The organism is Streptomyces sp. NPDC050439 (genome assembly GCF_040655335.1).
GTDB lineage: Bacteria > Actinomycetota > Actinomycetes > Streptomycetales > Streptomycetaceae > Streptomyces.
The window spans coordinates 828,371-849,115 of record NZ_JBFAJT010000002.1 but is presented as its reverse complement, the minus strand read 5'-3'; the positions used below and the strand labels follow the sequence as shown (position 1 = coordinate 849,115).

19 protein-coding genes and 1 pseudogene are annotated in these 20,745 nt (G+C 70.1%); 15 read left to right on the top strand and 5 right to left on the bottom strand.

Translation table 11 applies throughout. From position 1 onward, the window contains the following. Positions 1–55 precede the first annotated feature (55 nt). The 11 genes from AB0I66_RS11005 (at position 56) to AB0I66_RS10955 (ending at position 8,948) form a co-directional block, all read left to right on the top strand. Positions 56–772: a FadR/GntR family transcriptional regulator gene (locus tag AB0I66_RS11005; protein WP_363207456.1), complete on the top strand. Its 717-nt coding sequence runs from the start codon at positions 56–58 to the stop codon at positions 770–772. Positions 773–921: 149 nt separating this feature from the next. Further along, on the top strand, positions 922–1,623 hold the full coding sequence (locus AB0I66_RS11000) for an aspartate/glutamate racemase family protein (RefSeq protein WP_363207455.1): 702 nt from the start codon (positions 922–924) through the stop codon (positions 1,621–1,623). Further along, positions 1,620–2,486, top strand: a complete 867-nt coding sequence (locus tag AB0I66_RS10995; RefSeq protein WP_363207454.1) for a TIM barrel protein — start codon at positions 1,620–1,622, stop codon at positions 2,484–2,486. Before AB0I66_RS11000 ends, AB0I66_RS10995 begins: the two co-directional genes overlap by 4 nt. A gap of 73 nt (positions 2,487–2,559) precedes the next feature. Beyond that, a complete protein-coding gene (locus AB0I66_RS10990; RefSeq protein ID WP_363207453.1) occupies positions 2,560–3,648 on the top strand; it encodes an isocitrate/isopropylmalate dehydrogenase family protein in 1,089 nt (362 codons plus the stop codon). A gap of 126 nt (positions 3,649–3,774) precedes the next feature. After that, positions 3,775–5,067: a 3-oxo-tetronate kinase gene (gene otnK / locus AB0I66_RS10985; protein WP_363207875.1), complete on the top strand. Its 1,293-nt coding sequence runs from the start codon at positions 3,775–3,777 to the stop codon at positions 5,065–5,067. Beyond that, the gene (gene otnC, locus AB0I66_RS10980; RefSeq protein ID WP_363207452.1) at positions 5,064–5,759 is read left to right on the top strand and encodes a 3-oxo-tetronate 4-phosphate decarboxylase; all 696 of its coding nucleotides are present in this window, start codon (positions 5,064–5,066) and stop codon (positions 5,757–5,759) included. The genes otnK and otnC overlap by 4 nt, the downstream gene beginning before the upstream one ends. After that, entirely contained in the window at positions 5,759–6,247 is a 489-nt protein-coding gene (gene rraA, locus AB0I66_RS10975; RefSeq protein ID WP_363207451.1) for a ribonuclease E activity regulator RraA, read from the top strand. Before otnC ends, rraA begins: the two co-directional genes overlap by 1 nt. 67 nt (positions 6,248–6,314) lie before the next feature. Further along, entirely contained in the window at positions 6,315–7,685 is a 1,371-nt protein-coding gene (locus AB0I66_RS10970; protein ID WP_363207450.1) for an NAD-dependent succinate-semialdehyde dehydrogenase, read from the top strand. Positions 7,686–7,736: 51 nt separating this feature from the next. Beyond that, a complete protein-coding gene (locus tag AB0I66_RS10965; protein ID WP_363207449.1) occupies positions 7,737–8,186 on the top strand; it encodes a cupin domain-containing protein in 450 nt (149 codons plus the stop codon). Between the two features lie 40 nt (positions 8,187–8,226). After that, the gene (locus tag AB0I66_RS10960) at positions 8,227–8,553 is read left to right on the top strand and encodes an antibiotic biosynthesis monooxygenase (RefSeq protein WP_363207448.1); all 327 of its coding nucleotides are present in this window, start codon (positions 8,227–8,229) and stop codon (positions 8,551–8,553) included. A 35-nt stretch (positions 8,554–8,588) separates the two neighbouring features. Beyond that, positions 8,589–8,948, top strand: coding sequence for a hypothetical protein (locus AB0I66_RS10955; protein ID WP_363207447.1), 360 nt, complete (start codon positions 8,589–8,591; stop codon positions 8,946–8,948). Between the two features lie 94 nt (positions 8,949–9,042). Here AB0I66_RS10955 and AB0I66_RS10950 read toward each other — a convergent pair whose 3' ends face one another. Together AB0I66_RS10950 and AB0I66_RS10945 are read right to left on the bottom strand one after the other, a co-directional pair. Further along, positions 9,043–10,695, bottom strand: a complete 1,653-nt coding sequence (locus AB0I66_RS10950; protein ID WP_363207446.1) for a methyltransferase domain-containing protein — start codon at positions 10,693–10,695, stop codon at positions 9,043–9,045. Positions 10,696–10,932: 237 nt separating this feature from the next. Further along, positions 10,933–12,069: pseudogene (locus AB0I66_RS10945) on the bottom strand (polysaccharide lyase family 1 protein); the annotation flags it as partial. A 171-nt stretch (positions 12,070–12,240) separates the two neighbouring features. Here AB0I66_RS10945 and AB0I66_RS10940 point away from each other — a divergent pair. From AB0I66_RS10940 to AB0I66_RS10930, 3 genes are read left to right on the top strand one after another with little or no spacing between them, the layout of a single operon-like run. Then, the gene (locus AB0I66_RS10940; protein WP_363207445.1) at positions 12,241–13,044 is read left to right on the top strand and encodes an alpha/beta hydrolase; all 804 of its coding nucleotides are present in this window, start codon (positions 12,241–12,243) and stop codon (positions 13,042–13,044) included. Further along, positions 13,044–14,375, top strand: a complete 1,332-nt coding sequence (locus AB0I66_RS10935) for a SpoIIE family protein phosphatase (RefSeq protein WP_363207444.1) — start codon at positions 13,044–13,046, stop codon at positions 14,373–14,375. The genes AB0I66_RS10940 and AB0I66_RS10935 overlap by 1 nt, the downstream gene beginning before the upstream one ends. Next, the gene (locus AB0I66_RS10930) at positions 14,372–14,701 is read left to right on the top strand and encodes an STAS domain-containing protein (protein ID WP_363207443.1); all 330 of its coding nucleotides are present in this window, start codon (positions 14,372–14,374) and stop codon (positions 14,699–14,701) included. Before AB0I66_RS10935 ends, AB0I66_RS10930 begins: the two co-directional genes overlap by 4 nt. Positions 14,702–14,741: 40 nt before the next feature. Here the strand turns inward: AB0I66_RS10930 and AB0I66_RS10925 are convergent, their stop codons facing one another. After that, the gene (locus AB0I66_RS10925) at positions 14,742–16,799 is read right to left on the bottom strand and encodes a glycoside hydrolase (RefSeq protein ID WP_363207442.1); all 2,058 of its coding nucleotides are present in this window, start codon (positions 16,797–16,799) and stop codon (positions 14,742–14,744) included. 131 nt (positions 16,800–16,930) lie between these two features. On the opposite strand from AB0I66_RS10925, the gene AB0I66_RS10920 reads away from it, so the two are divergent. Then, positions 16,931–18,106, top strand: a complete 1,176-nt coding sequence (locus AB0I66_RS10920) for an MFS transporter (protein ID WP_363207441.1) — start codon at positions 16,931–16,933, stop codon at positions 18,104–18,106. Positions 18,107–18,176: 70 nt separating this feature from the next. Here the strand turns inward: AB0I66_RS10920 and AB0I66_RS10915 are convergent, their stop codons facing one another. Together AB0I66_RS10915 and AB0I66_RS10910 are read right to left on the bottom strand one after the other, a co-directional pair. After that, on the bottom strand, positions 18,177–19,175 hold the full coding sequence (locus tag AB0I66_RS10915) for an ester cyclase (protein WP_363207440.1): 999 nt from the start codon (positions 19,173–19,175) through the stop codon (positions 18,177–18,179). A gap of 98 nt (positions 19,176–19,273) precedes the next feature. Beyond that, on the bottom strand, positions 19,274–20,623 hold the full coding sequence (locus AB0I66_RS10910) for an MFS transporter (protein WP_363207439.1): 1,350 nt from the start codon (positions 20,621–20,623) through the stop codon (positions 19,274–19,276). Positions 20,624–20,745: the final 122 nt, after the last annotated feature.

Genomic DNA, 20,745 nt, shown 5'->3' with positions numbered 1-20,745 from the left:
GCCGGTAGGTAACTAGACTTCGGGCTGATCCGTCAATAGCGAAGTGAGGGAATCCATGGCCGAACTCTCCAGAATCACGGTCGAACCACGTGAGCCGCTGGCCGCCGAGGTGTCCCGGCGACTCATCGACTACCTGATGTCCGGGGAGGTCCAGCCCGGCGACCGGATCCCCTCGGAGCGGCAGCTCACCGAGATGCTCGGCGTCAACCGGCCGACCGTGCGCGAAGCCATCAAGTCCCTCGGCTTCCTCGGCCTCCTGGAGATCCGGCAGTCCAGCGGGACGTACTTCCGCGGCGCGGACTCCGACGTCCTGTACCGCCTCTTCGAGCTCGGTCTCGTGCTGGGCGAGCGTGGCGCGAAAGACATGCTGCGAGCCCGTGCCGAACTCGAGGTCGTCGTCGCGGGACTGGCCGCGGAGGCGCGCGACGAGGCGGGTGTGAAGCTTCTGCGGGCCCGTCTCGCGATCATGCGCGAGTGCCCGGACGACGAGTTCGCCGAGGCTGACACCGCATTCCATGCCGCACTGGCCGAACTGGCCGACAACACGGTCCTGCGCGACATGCTCAAGGGCATGCGCACCATGATTCAGCGCGGCTGGGTCGAGCGGACCGGCGCCGTGCGCACCCGTGCGATCGCCTACGACGACCATGTGCCGATCTTCGAGGCGGTCGAGAAGGGGGACGCGGACGCGGCCCGCGCGGCGATGAGCCGCCACATGCAGGGCGCTTCGCGTCGTCTGCGCGAGGCGCTGGAACAGAACACCTCCGACTGACCGTCGGGCCGGGCCGGGGCGTTGCGCCATCGCGAACGGCCCCGCACACCCTCACTTGGTCAACCGGTTGACCGGTTGACCGCATGTGCTTAGAGTGACCCGGCGGCACCGAACCAAGCAGTGCCGCCACCCGGAAGAGGGGAAGCCCGGTGCCTGACCGCCCGCCGCTGATCGCCATGATCCACGCAGTTCCCGCCGCCGCGCGGATCGCCCAGGACAGCTTCGCCCGGGAGTTTCCCGAGGCCCGGCTCTGGAACCTGCTCGACGACCGCCTCCTCGACGACGCCCGATCCGTCGGCGGACTCGACGGCGCCCTGCGCCGCCGCATGCTGCGCCTGATCGGCCTCGCCGCCGAGGGTGGAGCCCAGGGCGTTCTGCTCACCTGTTCCTCCTACGGCGACGTCGTCGACACGGCCCGCACGCTCTGGAAGATTCCCGTCCTGAAGTCGGACGAGTCGATGTTCCGCGCCGCGCTCACCGGCCCCTACGACCGTCTCGCCGTGGTCGCCTCCACGCCGCCGGCCGTCCCTGCCGCGCTCTCCCAGCTCGACGGCCTCGCGGTACGTCTGCGGCCCGAGCGCCCGGCCCGGATCACCTCGGCGCTGAGCGAAGCCGCGGCGAGCGCCACCACCGCGCGAGAGGCCGCGCACCACCTCGCGGAGGCGCTGCGCGCGGAGGAGACCGCCGACGCCCAGGCCGTGCTGCTGGCCCAGTACTCGCTGGCCCCGGCGGGAGAGGCGCTGTCGGCACTGCTCGGCGTGCCCGTCCTGGACGGCGCCGGCGCGGCGGCACTCGAACTGCGTTCCGTACTGCTGCCCCGGGTGCCGGCCGCTGCCGAGGCGGCGCGGTGACCGCCCCCCACCCGCGGTCGGGTGTCCAGTCCGATCGCCTGCCCTGGACCCTGGCATACACGGTCTCCTCGGACGACTGCCGCACGCCGATGCCGCTCGGCTTCGACGCACCGCTCGCCGACGCCTCCCACGAGCTGGCCGCACTCGGCTACGACGCCCTGGAGGTCCAGGTCCGCGACGTGGACGCCCACGACGCGGAACGTGTCACCGCCGCGATCTCACCTTCAGGGCTGCGGATCGCGGCAGTGGGCACCGGGCCCATCGCGGCACAGGAGGGCCTGAGCCTCACCGACCCCGCCCCCGACGTACGGCGGCACGCGCTGGCCCGGCTGCGCGGCGCGGCTCGGCTGGCCGCGGCACTGGGTGTGCCGCTCACCCTGGGCCAGACCCGGGGCACCTTCCTGCCCGGCCTCGCGGACGTGCAGCACACCTGGGCCGAACAAGCCGTACGACAGCTGGCAGTCGATGCCGCCGCGCTGGGGACCCGCCTGCTGATCGAACCGCAGAAGCGCGCCAACACCTCTGTGTGGAACACCCCCGACGAGGCGCTCGCGTTCGCCCGCACTCTCGGCATCTCCACCGAACTCGTCCTGGACACGCACCACTTGGAGCAGGAGGGCCTCGACGCGGCGACCGCCGTGGGAGCCCACATCAAGGAGACCGGGTGCGTCCAGTTGGCCGACGCCACCGCTCGCGGTCCCCTGGCAGTGGGCGACCACCGGCTGCCCGCCCTGTTCCACGCGCTGCGGGACGGAGCCTTCACCGGATGGCTCTGCCTGGAGCACACCCAAGACGGCAACAGTGTCCTCGCCGCCGCCCGGTCATGGGCCGCGGTGCACGACGCCGCGGCCACCCTGACCTGAGGTGACCTCGTACGACGTACGACCCGCACAGCCCGCACATCCCCCGCACCACCCGACCGCAAAGGAACCGGACATGAGCACCACCACCTACCGCCTGGGCGTCCTGGAGGGCGACGGCATCGGCGCCGAGATCGTCCCGTCGTCCGTGGAGATCGCCACCGCGGCGGCCCGCGCCGCAGGGGCGTCCGTCGACTGGGTCACGCTTCCCCTCGGCGCCACCGCCATCGAGACCCACGCAACGCCGGTTCCGGACGAGACCAGGTCCGCACTGGCCGACCTCGACGGCTGGTACCTGGGCCCGCACGACTCCGTCTCCTACCCTGAGCCGCACAAGTCGGCGCTCAACCCCTCCGGCACCCTGCGCAAGCACTTCCAGCTCTTCGCCAACATCCGCCCGGCCAAGTCCTTCCCCGGCGCCAAGGCCGTCTGCGACAGCTCCGACCTCGTGATCGTCCGCGAGAACACCGAGGGCTTCTACGCCGACCGCAACACCTACGCGGGCACCGGCGAGTTCATGCCCACCCCGGACACCGCGATCATGCTCGGCATCATCACCCGCGAGGCCACCGAGCGCGTCGCCCGCGTCGCCTTCGACCTGGCCCGCTCGCGCCGCAAGAAGCTCACCATCGTCCACAAGGCGAACGTCCTCAAGCTCACCACCGGCCTGTTCCGCACCGTGTGCCAGGAGGTCGCCGAGGAGTACCCGGACGTCGCGGTCGACGACTTCCACATCGACGCCATGACGGTCCACCTGGTGCGCCGTGCCCAGGACTTCGACGTCATCGTCACCGAGAACATGTTCGGCGACATCCTCTCCGACCTCGCCGGGGAGATCTCCGGCTCGCTCGGCACGGCACCCTCCATCAACGCCTCCGCCGACCGCGCGATGGCCCAGGCCTCCCATGGCTCCGCCCCCGACATCGCCGGACAGAACATCGCCAACCCGGTCGCGATGATCCTCTCCGGCGCGATGCTCTTCGAGTGGCTGTCCGCCCGCCACGAGGACCCTGCCCTGGCGCAGGTCGCGAAGACCATCGAGGCGGGTGTCGCCCAGGCCATCGCCGCCGGCACGTCCACCCGCGACCTCGGCGGCTCGGCCTCCACCACCGAGTTCACCGCCACCGTCATCAAGGCGATCGAGGCCGGTGCCGGTCGGAACTGACCCGGGCCAGACCCAGGCCACCGGGACCGGCCCGCCGGACCCGATCGCGGGGCGGGCGTGCTCCTGCCCTGGCCGCGCCCGCCCCGCCGCACCCCCGTACCCCGCACGCCCATGGAGAGCCACGACATGACCCTGCGCATCGGCTGCACAGCCGACGACTTCACCGGTGGCACCGATGTCGCCGCCGCGTTCCGGCGCGCCGGTCTGCGCACCGCGCTCGTCTTCGGCGTGCCCGGTCCCGACACCGTGCTGCCCGCCGACTGCGACGCCGCCGTCGTCGCCCTCAAGTCCCGTTCCGCACCGGTCGACGAGGCCGTCGCCGACTCCCTCACCACCCAGAAGTGGCTGTGGTCGCAGGGCGCCGCACAGATCTTCTTCAAGTACTGCTCCACATTCGACTCCACCCCTGACGGCAACATCGGGCCGGTCACCGACGCCCTCCTCGCGGCCGCAGGCGCGCCGCTCACGCTGGCCTGCCCCGCCTCACCGCCCAACGGCCGCACGGTGTACCAGGGGCATCTCTTCGTCCACGACCAACCGCTCGACGAGTCCCCGCTGCGCCACCACCCGCTCAACCCGATGACCGACTCCTCGCTGCCCCGCCTGCTCGCCGCCCAGACCGAACACCGCGTGGGCGTCGTGGACTGGCCCACCGTCCGGCGCGGTGTCGAAGCCGTACGCGATGCGCTCCTGCGGCACGAGCGGGACGGCGTACGGCACGTGATCGCCGACGCACTGACCGACGACGACCTGGCCGTTCTGGGCGCCGCCGCGCTCGAACTGCCCGTCGTCACCGGGGCGGCCGGGCTCGCCGAGGGCCTCGGGCGCGCCTACCCTTCGACCGGGAGCCCTCTCGCAGAGGCGCCCGCGCGCACCGGCCGGGCCGCGGTTCTGGCCGGCAGCTGCTCGGCGCGCACCCTGGAGCAGATCGCGTACTTCCGCGCCGCCGGGCTCCCCGCCCTCCACCTCGACGTGCTCGCCGCCGCGGCGGGACGCGACATCGCGGGTGAGGCCCTGGCCTGGTACGAGGAGCAGGACCCGGAGGTGCCGGTACTCGTCTACGCCTCAGCCTCACCGGAGGAACTTGCCTCGGTACAGGCGCAGTTGGGAGTCGCCGCGGCAGCGGCCAGGGTGGAGGAGCTGCTCGGCACCCTCGCGGTCCACCTCGTCGGGCGCGGCGTACGCCGTCTCCTCGTCGCAGGTGGGGAGACGTCCGGGGCCGTCACCACGGCACTGGACATACGCGCCGTCCTGGTGGGCGAGGAAGCCGATCCCGGAGTGCCCTGGACCTACACCGTGCCGACGCACGCAGACCCGACCCAAGGCGGTGTGCGGCGAGGCGAGTTGGCGCTGATGCTGAAGTCCGGGAACTTCGGCGCCCCGGACCTGTTCGTCCGCGCACTCAAGGAGAGCCGATGAGGCCGTACGCCGACGAGGCGGCTGCCCGCGCCCACCTCGTACGCACGGCCCGCTCCCTGTTCACCCGAGGCCTGACCCACGGTTCCACCGGAAACCTCTCGATCCGCCTGGCCGACGGCAGCCTTCTGCTCACTCCCACCGGATCCAGCCTGGGCACCCTCACCGAGGACGGGCTCTCCCGCACCGACGAGGACGCCCGCCCCCTCGGCGGCCCGCTCCCGACAAAGGAGGCGTTCCTGCACGCCGCCTTCTACCGGGCAAGGCCCGGCGCCCACGCGGTCGTCCACCTGCACTCCACGCACGCGGTCGCCGTCTCCTGCCTCGCCGACCTCGACCCCGACAACGCACTGCCGCCGCTGACCGCGTACTACGCGATGCGCGTCGGCACCCTCCCCTCGCTGCCGTACCACGCGCCCGGGGACAAGAGCCTCGGACCGCTCGCGGAGGAGTCGGCCCGCACGCACCACGCGGTCCTGCTCGCCAACCACGGCCCCGTCGTCGCCGCCCCCACCCTCGATCAGGCGGCCGACATCATCGAGGAACTGGAGGAGACCGCCAGGCTCCACCTGCTCCTGCAGGGCCACCGCACCCGCCCCCTCACCTCCGCACAGGCCGCCGCGCTCGCGCCGAACTCCCTGGGCGGCCGACAGGCGCGCGGACCGCAGCCGTCCGCAAGACCCGAGGACCTCTGATGCCCCACTCCCACCAGCCCGTCCCGACCGCCGACCTCGTCGACGAGCACGGCGCCGAACTGCGCGTCTGCGACGTCCAGTTCCGCCGATTCGGCGGCCGGCGCGCCTTCGCGGGACCGGTCCGCACCGTCTCCTGCCACGAGGACAACGGCCTCCTGCGCGACCTGCTGCGCACACCGGGCGAGGGCCACGTACTGGTCGTCGACGGCGCGGCCTCGCTGCGCACGGCCCTGGTCGGCGACCTCATCGCGGGTTCCGCCGAGAAGAACGGCTGGGCCGGCCTGATCCTGTACGGCGCGGTCCGTGACAGCTCGGCGCTGGCCCAACTCGACCTGGGGATACAGGCGCTGGGCACCATCCCGCGCAAGAGCAGCAAGGACGCCGCCGGAGCCGTGGACGTCCCCGTCACCTTCGGCGGCGTCACCTTCCGCCCCGGCGACATCCTCCACGCCGACGACGACGGCGTCGCCCTGCTTCCGCGTGCCTGAAGACACCGCGCAGCCGAAGGCTCGCACCCACCCACCGCATCAACGAGCACAACGGAGTGACCCTCTGATGATCACCTCCACCAATCCGGCCACCGGCGCGGAACTCGCCCGCTTCAGCCCGCAGTCCTCCGACGAGGTCGACGCGATCCTCACCGGAGCCGCGACCGCCCAGAGCGTCTGGCGCCGCCGCGAGATCACCGAACGCACGGCGCTGCTGCGCACGATGGCGCAGGTCCTGCGCGACAACCGCGAGAGCTACGCGGCGCTGATCACCGCCGAGATGGGCAAGCCGGTCACCGAGGCGCTCGCCGAGATCGACAAGTGTGCGTACACCTGCGACTACTACGCCGAGCACGCACCGACCCAGCTGGCGGACAGGCCCGTCGAGTCCAACGCCACCGAAAGCGCAGTCGTCCACGACCCGCTGGGCGTGGTGCTCGCGGTGATGCCGTGGAACTACCCCTTCTGGCAGTTCTTCCGCTTCGCCGCCCCGGCGCTGGCCGCGGGCAACGGAGCCTTGCTCAAGCACGCCAACAACGTGCCCCAGTGCGCCCTCGCCGTCGAAGAGGTCGTCCGCAAGGCCGGCGCCCCCGAAGGCCTGGGCCGCACCCTGCTGATCGAGGTCGACCAGGTGGCGGGGATCATCGCCGACCCGCGGGTCGCGGCGGTCACCCTCACCGGCTCCACCGAGGTCGGTGCGATCGTCGCCTCCCAGGCGGCCGCCGTACTCAAGAAGCAGGTCCTGGAGCTCGGCGGCTCCGACCCGTTCATCGTCCTCGCCGACGCCGACATCGCCGCTGCCGCCGCCACCGCCGTCAAGGCGCGGTACGTCAACGTGGGCCAGTCCTGTGTCAACGCCAAGCGGTTCATCGTGGAGGAGTCCGTCGCGGACGAGTTCGTGGCCGCGTTCACCGCCGCCGCGGCCGGGCTGAAGGTCGGCGATCCGACCGATCCGGCGACCGCGATCGGCCCCATGGCGCGCGCCAACCTCCGAGACACCCTGCACGATCAGGTCGAGCGCACTCTCGCCGCCGGTGCCGAACTCAGGCTGGGCGGCCAGATCCCGGACGGTGAGGGCTGCTACTACCCGCCCACCGTCCTCGACCACGTCAAACCCGGCATGGCCGCCTTCGACGAGGAGACCTTCGGTCCGGTCGCCGCCATCACCCGCGCCACCGACGCCGCCGACGCGATCGAGCTGGCCAACCGCACCGAGTACGGCCTCGGCGCCGCCCTGTGGACCTCCGACCTGGACCGGGCACGGGGCCTCGCCCGCGTCCTGGACGCCGGTGCGGTCTTCGTCAACGGCATGGTCGCCTCCGACCCACGCCTGCCCTTCGGCGGCATCAAGCGCTCCGGCTACGGACGTGAACTCGGCGTCGAAGGCATCCGCGAGTTCACCAACACCAAGACGGTCTGGATCGGCCCGGCCGTCTGACGCGCGAGCGACTCCCGCCGCCGGCCCCTACCCACGTACGGAGAATGATCGATGAGCACCACCCCCGCCCCCGAGGCCCCCTGCTGCGGCGCCTTCCCGCCCGCGGTCCTGCGCCCGGCCGAACTGCCCGCCTTCAGCCGCGGCGGCGGCGCCCGCACCATCCCGCTGGTCACCCGTGCCGTAGGCGCCGAGGTCTTCCTCAGCGGCCAGACCCTCTTCGACGGCGGCGCCGGGATCCCTCTGCACACGCACAACTGCCCCGAGAGCGTGACCATCCTCGAAGGCGACGCCATCGTCGAGATCGACGGCGTCGAGCATGAGGTCACCCGATTCGACACCACCTACGTGGCCGCGGGCACTCCGCACCGCTTCCGCAACGCCTCCGACACCGAGCCCATGCGCATCCTGTGGATCTACGCCTCGGTCGACGCCACCCGCACCCTTGTCGAGACGGGCGCCACCGCACGGGTCGACGCCGAGCACGCCAAGCCCGCCCACTGACGACGCACACCCACACCGCACAGGAACAGGCCCCACCCTCATGATCACTGAAATCGCCACGATCGAGGTTCACCCAGGGCAGCAGGAGGACTTCGAGAAGGCCTTCGCCGAGGCCGTCCCCGTCTTCCTCGCGGCCGACGGCTGCCACGGAGTCGACCTGCACCGCAGCATCGAACATCCCACGCGCTATCGCCTCATGGTCCAGTGGGAAACGGTGGACCACCACACCGTCGTCTTCCGCGCCTCGGAAGGCTTCGCCCGGTGGCGAGCCCTCGCGGGCCCCTACTTCGCGGCCGCGCCGCAAGTCGAACACGTTCGCTCCGTCCGCGCACCGGGCCCCGAGGGGCCAGAGCGCGCCACTGCGTGAGCTGTGCAGGCGGAGGGCGATTAGAATCTTCTCCCATGTCGAAGCCTGACGAACTGCTTGTTGACGTCGCCGCCCTGGTGGAGTCCGGGCACAGCAATCAGATGTCTCTGACCGTGGTCGCCTGTGGTGCTGTCATCACCGGCCGGCTGGCTCCCGAATCCGTCTGGAGGCAGCGGGTGTCGGAGGTTCTGGCGGACTCGGACCGCCTGAGCGATTTCTCCGCCATGTTCACCGCCGCGGCGGACAAGGAGGGGCCCCCGCGCCATCTGCATTTCCACGTGGCGCGGATTCTGCAGGGCACGGTGGGAATCCCGGAGACCGGCGGCATGTACCGCGTGGCGATCGAGGATGTCAGCGCCTGGACCATCGGCGACTTCAGCTACTCCGATCACTGACCGACCCCCTGTGTGCGAACGTGCCGAAGGGCCCGGGTGCCAGTTGGCGCCCGGGCCCCGACGGCTGCGCAAGCGTTCCGTTCAGCCGTCTCGCTCAGTCATCCGCGCCGAGCCTGAAGTGGAAGATTCCCCAGGTCAGGTGCGCGTCGCGGCCGCCCGCGATCCAGTGGCCGAGACCCTTCTTCATCTGGGCCAGGTAGTCGTGGCTGATCCTCCTGGCCAGCCCTTCGGCCTCCTGCCGCTCCGTTTCCTCGAGGACCCGCGTGTAGTGGTTCACCAACTGCTCGCGGTGCTCCTCGAAGCCACCGTCGACGGCGGTGAAGCCGAGCCGGTCCAGCTCGCGCGTGTAGAAGCCGGGTGAGCCCATGTCGTCCAGGTGGATACGGTCGAGGATCGGCTGCAGCACGTCCGTGCTGCCGCCGTCCGCTGCCGCCATCGGGTCGGTGAAGATGAGACGGCCGCCCGGCCGCAGCACCCGCGCGATCTCCTGGAGGACCTGGACCCGGTTCCCGCTGTGCAGGAAGGCGTCCTGGGACCAGATGACGTCGACGTGGTCGTCCGGGTACGGGATGTCCTCGAAGGACCCGTCGACGACCTCGATCCTGTCGGTGAGCGAGCGGGCCGCGTTCAACTCCTTGTGGCGCTGGTTCTCGACCTCGCTGAGGTTGAGGGCGAGGACCCGGCAGCCGTACGTCTGTGCCAGATAGCGGGCCGAGCCGCCGAACCCCGAGCCGAGGTCGAGCACCACGGATTCCTGGGTCAGTTCCAGCTTCGACGCCATCCGTTCGACGGTCCGCCTGCTCGCGGCCGCGATGGGTTCCACCGGGCTTTCGAACAGGCCGATGTGGATGTCCTCGCCGCCCCACACCGAGGCGTAGAACGTGTCGGCGTCGGGTGAGTTGTAGTAACTGCGGGCGGTGCCGACCGCGCCCTTGTACTGCCCCTCGTTCTCGGTCCGGTACTCCTTCTCCGCCACGTGCACGAAGAAGTCCGGCTGCTCACCCCGGTAGGTGTGCTGGAAGTCGCCGTAGGTCTCGATGTGCTGGAAACCCACCTCGGACATCAGCCGCCGCGTGTAGTCCTTGCGCAGCGGGAACATGTTGAGGTGGTAGATGGAGTCGTCCGGGAAGCTGTACCGCATGCGGCACAGGCCCTCGTCGACATACTCCGGCTCCACGATGACGTCCTCACCGCAGTAGTAGTACCTGTGCTTGCTGGTGTAGCCGTCGTCCAGGACCGCGTCGTAATTGCGCTGGTCCAGGATGAGAATTCCGTCGTGCTTGAGCATCGCGTAGAACTCGGCCAGTGCCTTGCGCCGGTCCCGCTCCGAGAAGAGATGCGTGAAGGAGTTGCCGAGGCAGACGATGGCGTCGTACTCCCCGTGGACGTCTCTGTTGAGCCAACGCCAGTCCGCCTGGACGACCCGCAGGATGTGTCCGCCCTGCTTCGTGCCGTTCTCGAACGCCCTCGCCAGCATCTCCGCGCTGCCGTCCGCGCTCACGGTCTCGAATCCGGCGGCCAGCAGCCGTACGGAATGGAATCCCGTGCCCGTCGCGACGTCGAGCACGCTCCTCACCCCCCACTTGTGCAGCAGGTCGATGAAGAAGTTCCCTTCGCTCTCCTCTCTCTTCTCCCAATCGATGAGGGAGTCCCACTTCTCGACGAAGCTGGGGACGTACTCCTCCGTGTAGTGCCCGGTTTCGCGTACTTCGACAGGGTTGTCGCCGAACTCTTGGGCCGGTTGCACGATGATGGGGACCCTTCAGCCTTGAGGAATCCTGCCCGGCGCGGCAGCCCAGGCCGGCACATGCCGCAGGCCTGGGGAGCCGCGTGGTGTGAGCGCATTGCTATCCAAGACTGAGGGGTCTGATGCCTCCAAAGTTCGTATACGGACCCGGAGTTGGGCCCTACAGCGGTCTTGGCCAGCGGCTTTCCCGCCGCAAGATTGTTTGCGTCGGTGGGGGCAGGGCGGCCGCTGTGTCTAGCAGGTGCCGTCCGACACCTTGAGGCCGGTGTTCGCTCCCGCGGTTCTGGCCACGATGGCCGGCACGCAGGCGGCGCTGTCGAGTTTGTGCGCGTAGGGGATGTTCACCGTGGTGTTGGACGTGGGGTTCGGGCCCGCCGGCTTGTACTCGTCGTCGGCGGGGGACCAGGTCACCTTGTCGAAGGTGTTGCCGCTGACCTGCCAGGAGCCGGCCGCGTCGGTGTAGAAGGTGCCCAGGACGTCCTTGGAGTCCTTGAAGTAGTTGTTGTCGACCTTGGCCTTGGCCCCGGCGCGGGAGTTGATGCCGGACTCGTTCAGACCCACGTAGTAGTTGTTGTAGATGTGGGCCGTGCCGCCGCGGAGCAGGGGCGTGCGGGAGTCGATGTTCTCGTACTTGTTGTGGTCGTACGTGACGTAGCCGTTCGAGACGTCGCTCTCGCTGGACCCGACCAGGCCGCCGCGCCCGGAGTTGCGCAGGATGCTGTACGACAGGGTCACGTACTGGGTGTTGTTCTTCATGTCGAAGAGGCCGTCGAAGCCCTCCGACTCCCCGCCCGACGCCTCCAGGGTCGTGTGGTCGACCCAGACGTTGCGGACGTCGCTCTCCATGCCGATGGCGTCGCCGCCGTTGGACGTGGGGGAGCCGGACTTCTTGACGTTCTTGACGGTCACGTTCTGGATGATGATGTTGCTGGAATCCCTGATGTGGATGCCCAGCTGGTCGAAGACGGCGCCACTGCCGACGCCGACGATCGTGACGTTGCTGATCTGCTTGAGCTCGATCACACCGGCGGCGGTGTTGCAGCTGTCGCCCGACACCTTCGAGGTGTTGCCGTGGTTGATCGTCCCCTGCACCTCGATGGTGATCGGGGTGTCGTCGGCGGCACGGGTGCACAGCGCCGTGTGGATCGCGGTGCCCGTCGTGGCCCGCACCGTCTTCCCGCCCGCGCCGCCGGTGGTCCCGCCGTTCTGCGAGGCGTAGCCGGTGGCGCTGCCGACCGCGGCCGAGGCCCCGGGCTGCGCGGAGGCGTCCGTCTGCGCGGAGGCCTCCGGCAGTGTCAGCGCGGCGCCCGTCGCGGCCGCGGCGACCAGCGTGGCCAGCGTGACGTGCAGTCTTCGTGAACGTGCTCGGCTCATGGTCGGCTCCCTGTTCGTCGTTGAATCCCGGGTGTCGCTGTCCCGCACGCCGTAGTGGTCGCGGCGGTCCCCGAGGTTGCCGCCCTGACACCGCGTTCTTCGTGCCGTGTGGCGACGGTGGGCACGGACTCCGCGTCCGGGGCTCTCGGGGCAGGTGGGAGTATGGGCGGCATGGATATTCGAGCCAGGAACAATGTGACGGTCACGGGTCCGGCCGACGGGCCCGCGGTGGTCCTCGCGCACGGATTCGGCTGCGACCAGAACATGTGGCGGCTGGCCGTGCCGGCCCTGGCGGAGCGGCACCGCGTGGTGCTCTTCGACTACGTCGGTTCCGGCGGCTCGGACCTGTCGGCCTGGAGCCAGGAGCGGTACTCGTCACTCGACGGCTACGCGCAGGACGTGGTCGACGTCTGTGCGGAACTCGGACTCGAGCAGGCGGTCTTCGTCGGGCATTCCGTCAGCGCCATGGTCGGGGTGCTGGCCGCGCGGATGGCACCGGAGCGCATCGGGTCGCTGGTGATGGTGGCGCCCTCTCCCCGCTACATCGACGACGACGGCTACCGGGGCGGCTTCACCGCGGAGGACATCGACGAGCTGCTGGCCTCGCTCGACTCGAACTATCTGGGCTGGTCGTCCGCGATGGCACCGGTGATCATGGGCAACCCGGAGCGGCCGGAACTGGGTCAGGAACTCACCAACAGCTTCTGCGCCACCGACCCGGACATCGCCCGGGTCTTCGCCCGCACCACGTTCCTGTCCGACAGCCGCGAGGACCTGAAGAGCGTGACGGTGCCGACCCTGGTGCTCGAATGCTCCCAGGACATGATCGCGCCGCGTGAGGTCGGCGCCTATGTGCACGCGGCGATCCCCTCGTCCCGCCTGGTCACCCTGGACGCCACCGGGCACTGCCCGCAGCTGAGCGCACCGGAGGCCACCAACGAAGCCATACTCGACTTCCTGGGGGCCCGGCGTTGATGAGCTTCGCAGGCGAAGAACCGGAGCCGGCGGAGCTAGGGGACGCCGCGGGAACGGACGCCGCGTTCACCGCGCTGCTCGAGGACAGTGCCGAGGACCTGTACGAGACGGCGCCCTGCGGCTATCTGTCGACGCTGATGGACGGAACCATCGCCAAGATCAACACCACCCTGCTCGACTGGCTCGGCCTGAAGCGCGAGGCCGTGGTGGGGCAGGTCCGTTTCGCCGATCTCCTCACCGTCGGCGGGAAGCTCTACCACGAGACGCACTTCGCACCGCTGCTGCGCATGCAGGGCGAGCTGCGCGGCATCGCGCTCGAGATGAAGGGCGCCGACGGGAGCCGGCTGCCGGTGATGATCTCCTCCGTGGTCAAGCACGGCAGCGAGGGGGACCCGCTGCTGATCCGCACGACCCTCTCCGACGCCTCCGACCGGCGGGCCTACGAGCAAGAGCTCCTGCGCCGCCGCCAGGAGGCCGAGCGGGCGCGTGCCGAGGCCGAGCGGGCGCGCGCGGAGGCGGAGGAGGCCCGACGGCAGGCCGAGGCCGACCGGCAGCGCCTGGCCGACTCGCTCTCCGTGCTGCAGCAGTCCCTCGTGCCCTCCTCGCTGCCCGCCGTGCCGGGGCTCGAAGCCGCTGTCTACTACCACACGGCTTCCCCGGACCGCCTCGGCGGCGACTTCTACGACCTGTTCGCCCTGGGCGACGGCCGGTGGGCCTTCTTCCTCGGGGACGTGTGCGGCAAGGGCCCCCAGGCGGCCTCGCTCACCTCCCTCACGCGGTACACGCTGCGGGCCGCGGCACTGCACGATCCCGAGCCGGCCGCGGCCCTGGCCACGCTCAACTCCGTCCTCCAGGAGCGCTACGGGGCCAGTGGCGACCCCCGCTACTGCACGGTCATCTTCGGCGTCGTCCAGCCGGGCGCCGAGGACGGGGACATCACCGTGCGCCTCGCCTCCGGGGGTCACCCCCCGGCGCTGGTCCAGCGGGCCGACGGCACCGCCGAGTACCTCCCGACTCCCGGGGGACTGCTCGTCGGCGTCCTTCCCGAAGCCCGGTTCGCCACCGCGGAGACCACGCTCGCCGCCGGTGACACGCTGTTGCTCTACACCGACGGGCTCACCGAGGCCCGTACGGGCTCCTCTCGCCGGAGCCTCTTCGGCGACGAAGCCCTGCAGGCCTTCGCCGCCGAACACGCACCCAGCACACCCCACGAGATGATCGCCGCGCTGACCGGGCTCCTGGAGAGCTTCGGTGACGGCCTGGACGACGACACCGCACTGCTCGCACTGGGCGTCCCCACCGCCCACCCGGCAACGGATGACGCACGATGAGCCCTCTGAACATCACTTACCGCAGCACTGTCACCGGACCCGTCCTGCACGTGGCCGGCGAACTCGACTACGAACGGGCCCCCGCCCTGCGCGAACAGGTCGACTGCCTGGCCCTGTCCCGGGGCCAGAAGCTGATCATCGACCTGTCGCGGCTCGAGTTCTGCGACTCCACCGGCATCAGCGTCCTGCTCGCGGCCCGCCTCCGCGCCCAGGCCGCGGAGGCCGACCTGATCCTGGTCGGCATCCCCGCCAACACGCTGCGCATCCTGCGGATCGTCGGCCTGGACCAGGTCTTCACCATCCAGCCCGCGAGCGAGACCGCCTGAGCGGTACGGGCAGCCCGGCAGGTCGGGGCAGCCGTACGGGTCAGGGCAGTTGTGCGGGGCAGAGACGGTGGGGCTTCGGGTCGCCCTTGAGCCTGGCTTCCGCGCAGCCGCCCGGCAGTGACCCGTACGCCTTCTTGCCGAAGTTGGCCGTCACCGTCAGTTTCCCGTCGCCGAACTCCGAGCGCTGCACCGTCCCGTCAGCGGTGAGCCGGCGGTAGTCCGTCATCCGCTCGGTGCCCGCGGCCTTGTGCAGAGGTGCGAAGTAGCGTTGCAGCGCGGCCATTTCCTTGCCCGTGGACCTCAAGTTCTTTTCCCCGAGCGTGAAGTTGAGCGGGGTGTTGTAGAGAGCGGACATCAGCGCCCGGTCGGTCTTCTGCTCCGGGAGTTTGTTGTACGGCATTTCCCAGCGGTCGGTGTTGATGACGGAACCGTGCAACGCGGTCTCGTACAGGGGGACGCGATAGCGCGGGTCGTACATCGCCTTCGCCAGCGCGGGCGGCAGCGCGGCCTCCTTGAAGAAGAACGCGGGCTCGCCCTGCGGTGCATAGCCGCCCCACTTCTCCTTGTCCTTCTCCAGCTTCCACAGGCCGTCGGCGACCGGTGTCTGGCCGCCGTGGTTGAAGGCGAGCACGGGCGCCGCCCAGGCGCCCGCCGATTCGGAGCCGAGGACGAACTTGTCTTCCGAGGCCAGATTCCGCATGCGCTCCAGGCGATTGGCGCGGTCCTGCTTCTTGTTCATGCGGTGGCCCGCGCTGCTGTCGGTGAACAGTTCACCCGCCGCGTCGACATCCAGGAAATAGCTGTCGGCGCCATTGGCCGTCATCTTCTTCGCCCGGTCGGCCAGGTAGTGCTTGGTGGGCTCGGCCTGCTTGAAGGCCTGGGTGCTGACATAGCAGCCGCGACCGCCGAAGCCTTCCTTGATCTCGCCCTTCCAGTTCCGCACGCAGAAGTCCGGGTAGACCGAGCCCGGCCATTTCGACGAGGGGTTGTCGGCGGTCTCGGAGGGCTGGCCGTTGGCGTACGAGTCGTAGGGGCCGACCAGATAGCCGTTTCGTTTCGCTGCCCGCACGGCCCGCTTGTCCATCGGCCGGTCGTCCGCGTCGTAACCGAGCCAGAGCCGCGAGACGCCGAGCTCGCGCAGGGTGTTCACGCCCTTCGCGGTGCGTGCGCTGCCCCAGGCGTACGCGTGCACGGCCCCCAACAGGCGCCTCACTTCCGGGTTTTCGCGGATCTTCCGCTTCAGCGAGCGCAGCTTGCCGTGCTCGTCCAGGTAGGCCCGGTAGTCGGTGGCGGAGGAGACCGGGGACGCGTCGGTGAGGGAGAAGTGCACCGTGTAGTCGCGGGTCCGCTCGCGCCGCGAGAACTCGTGCCGCGCGGTGGAGCCGATCCGGCCGTCCTTCGACGCGAAGGCGAGCGACGTGCCGACCTCCTCCGGCACGATGTAGCCGACACCGTGCCCGCCCTGGGTGTAGCCCCAGGCCGGAAGGGGCAGGCCGCCCGAGAGTTCGGCCTCCGAGTCCTTGAGGCCGGACTCCCCGGAGTTCCAGAAGGTGTCGCTCACCGGGACGCGCAGGCCCTCGCCGCGGGGGATCTGCAGGGCCGCGCCCGCGCCGGGCGCCGTACTGGGCCAGGACAGGTTCTGGTCGGCCGCGGAGTGCACCGTCATGCGCAGGCGGCCGCGCTCGCTCCTCGCCGTGACGGTGAGCTTCTTGTCGGGGTACGCCCAGTGGGCCGTGCCGCCGTCCACGGTCACCTTGCCCGGTTTGCCGAGCCGCTGTGCCGCGGCGCCGGACACCGGGAGCGTGGCCCCGTCGCCGGTCCGCCCCGTGACGCGCAACGACGCGGTGTCCACGCGCGCGGTGCCGCCCCGCACCGTGAAGTCCACTGTGGCGCCGTGCACTTGAGGCGGCACCGACTCCCTGCCGCCGCCGGACGGCGGCTCGGCCATGGCCAGGTAACCCGCCGACGCCGTACCGGCGGTCAGCGCCACGGCCGCAGCGATGCCGTACGTACGGAGGAGTCGCCGACGCCGCGCGCCCGCGATGTCACTGTGCCGGGCTCCCTGGGGCTGACTGCTGTCGTTCATCGCGTAGTTCACGGGGGAGAGCGTCGGCGGTGAGCCTAAGAGGTTTCTAAGAACGTTTCCAAGACCGGCGCATGGCGGATCATCGGCATCTTCTGGCAGATTCTCGGAAGTGCGACACGGTCCCCGGCGCCGACGATGACGGGGTGCGAAGGAATACGTCCATCACCCTGTTGTCCGCCGGGCACGCCTGCGTCGACCTGTACCAAGGCGCCGTGGCGTCCCTGGTGCCGTTCTTCGTCGCCGAGCGCGCCTACAGTTACGCCGCCGTCTCGGGCATTGTGCTCGCCGCCTCGCTGTTGTCGTCGGTGGCGCAACCGCTGTTCGGCGTTCTCACCGACCGCCGGTCGATGCCGTGGCTGCTGCCGGTCAGCACGCTGCTCGGCGGTCTGGGCATCGCCCTGAGCGGGGTGAGCGGCTCGTACGGGCTGACCCTCGTGTTCGTGGCGGTGTCCGGCGTGGGCGTTGCCGCCTATCACCCCGAGTCGGCGCGGGTCGCCCGGCTCGCGAGCAGGGGCAGTCACCGGGGCATGGGGTGGTTCTCGCTCGGCGGGAACCTCGGCTTCGCGGTCGCCCCGCTCCTGGTCACCGCTGTCGTCGCCGCGGGAGGCCTGCGGCTGACTCCGCTGCTCGTCCTGCCGGCGCTCGTCGGCGCCGTGCTGTGCCTGCCCGTGCTGCGCGCGCTGGAGCGGCAGCGTCAGGCCGCCGGGGACAGCGCCGGCGCGGAGACGGTGGCGGCGAAGGACGACAAGGCGTCGTTCGTGAAGCTGTCGCTGGCCGTGGTGTGCCGGTCGATCGTCTTCATCGGCCTGAGCACGTTCATCTCCCTGCTCGCCAAGGAGCGCATGGGCGGCAGCACGGCCGCGGGTACGGCGGCGCTGTTCGTGCTCTACCTCGGTGGCGCGGTGGGCTCCGTCCTTGGCGGCGCGCTGGCCGAGCGCTGGGGCCGGGTCACCGTCGCGCGCTGGTCGTACCTGCTGACGGCGGGATGTGTCGCGGGTGTGGTGTCCGTGCCCGGTCCGGCGTTCTACGTGTGCGTGGCGCTGACCTCGGCGGGCCTGTACGTCCCGTTCTCGCTGCAGGTCACGCTCGGGCAGGACTACCTGCCCTCCCGCGTCGGCACCGCGAGCGGGATCACGCTCGGTCTGACCGTCAGCATCGGTGGTCTGATGAGCCCCTTGATCGGCGGCCTCGCCGACGCGACGTCCCTGCGGACCGCCTTGGCGCCGCTGGTCCTCATGCCCGTACTGAGCTGGCTCCTGTTCCGCACCCTGCCCGAACCCGAACCCACCGTGCCGCAACCCGTGGGCACGGCCCGCTGAACGAGGGGAAGGGCCCCGGATGCACCGGAGCCCCTCCACGTCCCATGGGTCATTCAGTAAATGTCGGCCATCAGTAGATGTTGGCCTCCACCTCCGGGCCGTCGCCCCGCGTGCTGTTGATCTGGGCCCGCAGCGAGATCTCGTCGTACACACGGAACTCCCGTACGATCCGGCCGTCCTGGACCAGGAACTGGGAGACGCCGAGCATGGTCACGGGCTTGTCGGTCAGGCGGCCGAAGTCCGGCGTGCCCCGGTAGGTGCCGTGCATGGTCCAGGTGACGGCCACGCGCAGGCCCGCGTACCGCGGCGAGTAGTTGGTCTGCACGTCCCGTACCTCGAACCGGGCGTCGGGGAAGGCGGCCACCATGGCCATCAGGTCGCTCTGGTAGCGCTCGGGGCGGATGACGGTCCGGTCGCCGATCGTGTGCAGGAAGAGGTCACGCGTCATGAAGTCGTTGACCTTCTGCAGCCGGCGCTGGGACCACACCTCGTCTATGAACTCGAGGACCATCTCGCACTCGGGCCGGTACTCGTCGGGTCGCGGCCCGCTGACACCGGCGAGCAGCACGTCCTTCGGCGGCTCCTCGGTCATCGATCCGCTGTATCCCTGGAACCGCAGGGCGCGGGCCGCCTCGTCGGGGTCGATGCCGCTCTGCAGACAGGTGGCCAGCTCGTCGCGGACCACCCACTCCTCGACCATCCGGCCGCGGCGGTAGAGGCAGTTGGCGACCGTGCGCTTGCGGATGCGGATGTTCCGGCCGTCGACCAGGTGCTCGTCGTTGGAGAAGACGAGGTGCGAGCTGAGGAAGGCGTCGTTCCCGCGTGCCTCCCACACCACGTCCTCGGCCTGGCCGATGTGTCCGGGCGTGCTGCCCATGCGCATCGTCGTGCCCTCGATCACGCCGTCGCGGCCCACCACGGTGCCCAGGCTCGTGTGGACGATCGAGTCCGGCTCGTAGTTGTCGACGATGTAGGAGATGTCCCGGTCGACCCAGATGCGGTCGGTGACCTCACGGATGAAGTCGTCGGGGTCGGCGTAGGGGAGGTAGGCGACGGGGTCGAGGGGCATGAGGGAGACCTTTCGGTGTGTGCCTGTACGTGTGTACGCGTGTGCGTGTGTATTGAGGTTGGCGTGTATGCGTATGCATAGACTGGCTGCTCAGCTGCTCAGCCGGCGGGGAACTTGTCCGCTCCCAGGTGGCTTCGGTACGTCTCCGTCATGAAGGCGGTCACGACCACGAGGGCCAGGATCGCGGCGGCGGCGAGGTAGACCCACACGGCGTAGATGGAGTCGAAGCTGGTGACGAGCAGGGCGGCGACGAACGGCGTGATGCCCATGAAGATGGAGAACGAGCTGTTGTACGCGATGGCGCTCGCGCTGAACCGGGTGCGCGTCGCGAAGAGTTCGGCCGTGAGGACGGTGACGATACCCGTCAGGAAGAACTCGGGGATGATGTAGATGAGTTGACTGGCCACGGCCGCGCCGAACGTACCGCCCTCGCCGACCCGGAAGGCCAGCGGGACCAGGACGATGCAGGCGACGGCGCCGCTGATCAGCATCGGTTTGCGGCCGATCCGGTCCGAGAGGATGCCTGCCAGGGGCAGCAGCGGCATGAGCACGGCGACCGATATCGCGTTGGACGCGAGTGCCATCCAGCGCGGCAGGCCCAGTGTGCCGGTCAGGTACTCGGGATAGAACGTGACCCAGCTGTAGGACAGGATCGCGAGCATGATGGAGACGCCGCACAGCGTGAGTATCGGCCGCCACTGCGTGCGCAGCGCCTCCCGGATCGGGGCCTTGACGACGTTGACGCCGCCTTCCGTGGCCCGGACGAACTCCGGCGACTCCGAGATGTGCCGGCGCAGCCAGATCCCGACCGCGCTCAGCGGCAGCGCGAGCAGGAACGGGATGCGCCATCCCCAGGAGTCGAGGGCGGGGCCCTGGATGAGCCAGCTGGTGAGCGCGGCGGTGCCGGCGCCGGCGAGGATGCCGGCGAAACAGCTGTTGGAGGCGTACGAGGCGTAGTAGGCGCGCCGGTTGGGCTCCGCCCACTCCACGATGAAGGCCACCGCGCCGACGTACTCGCCGCCCGAGACCATGCCCTGGACGACGCGCAGGAGCAGCAGGAGCAGGGGCGCGAGGACCCCGATCTGCTGATACGTCGGCAGGGCGCCGATGAGGGCCGTGGTGACGCCCATGAACACGATGGTCCACAGCAGCGTCTTCTTGCGGCCCACCCGGTCGCCCCAGCGGCCGACGAGGGTCCCGCCCAGCGGGCGGAACAGGCAGGCGATGGCGATGATCGCGTATGTGCTCAGGACGGCGACGGCCTGGTTGCTCTGCGGGAAGAACGCGGGCGCGAGGATCGGCGCCATGTAGCCGTAGAGGCCGTAGTCGAACTGTTCGACGAAGTTTCCGATGCTTCCCGCGCCGATGGCACGGCGTATCGCATTCCGCTTCTCCGCCTCGGTCCCTTGGGGGCCGACTGCGGTGGTGGGCGGCGCTACAGCGGACATGGCTTCTCCGTTCGCGCGGTTTCAGGACTATGCATACGTATGAACTTCCGCCGAACACTAAGGAGCGTGACGGGGGCCGTCAAGAGGTGGAGGAGGGGGTTCCGGTGGGGATTTCGGGCACG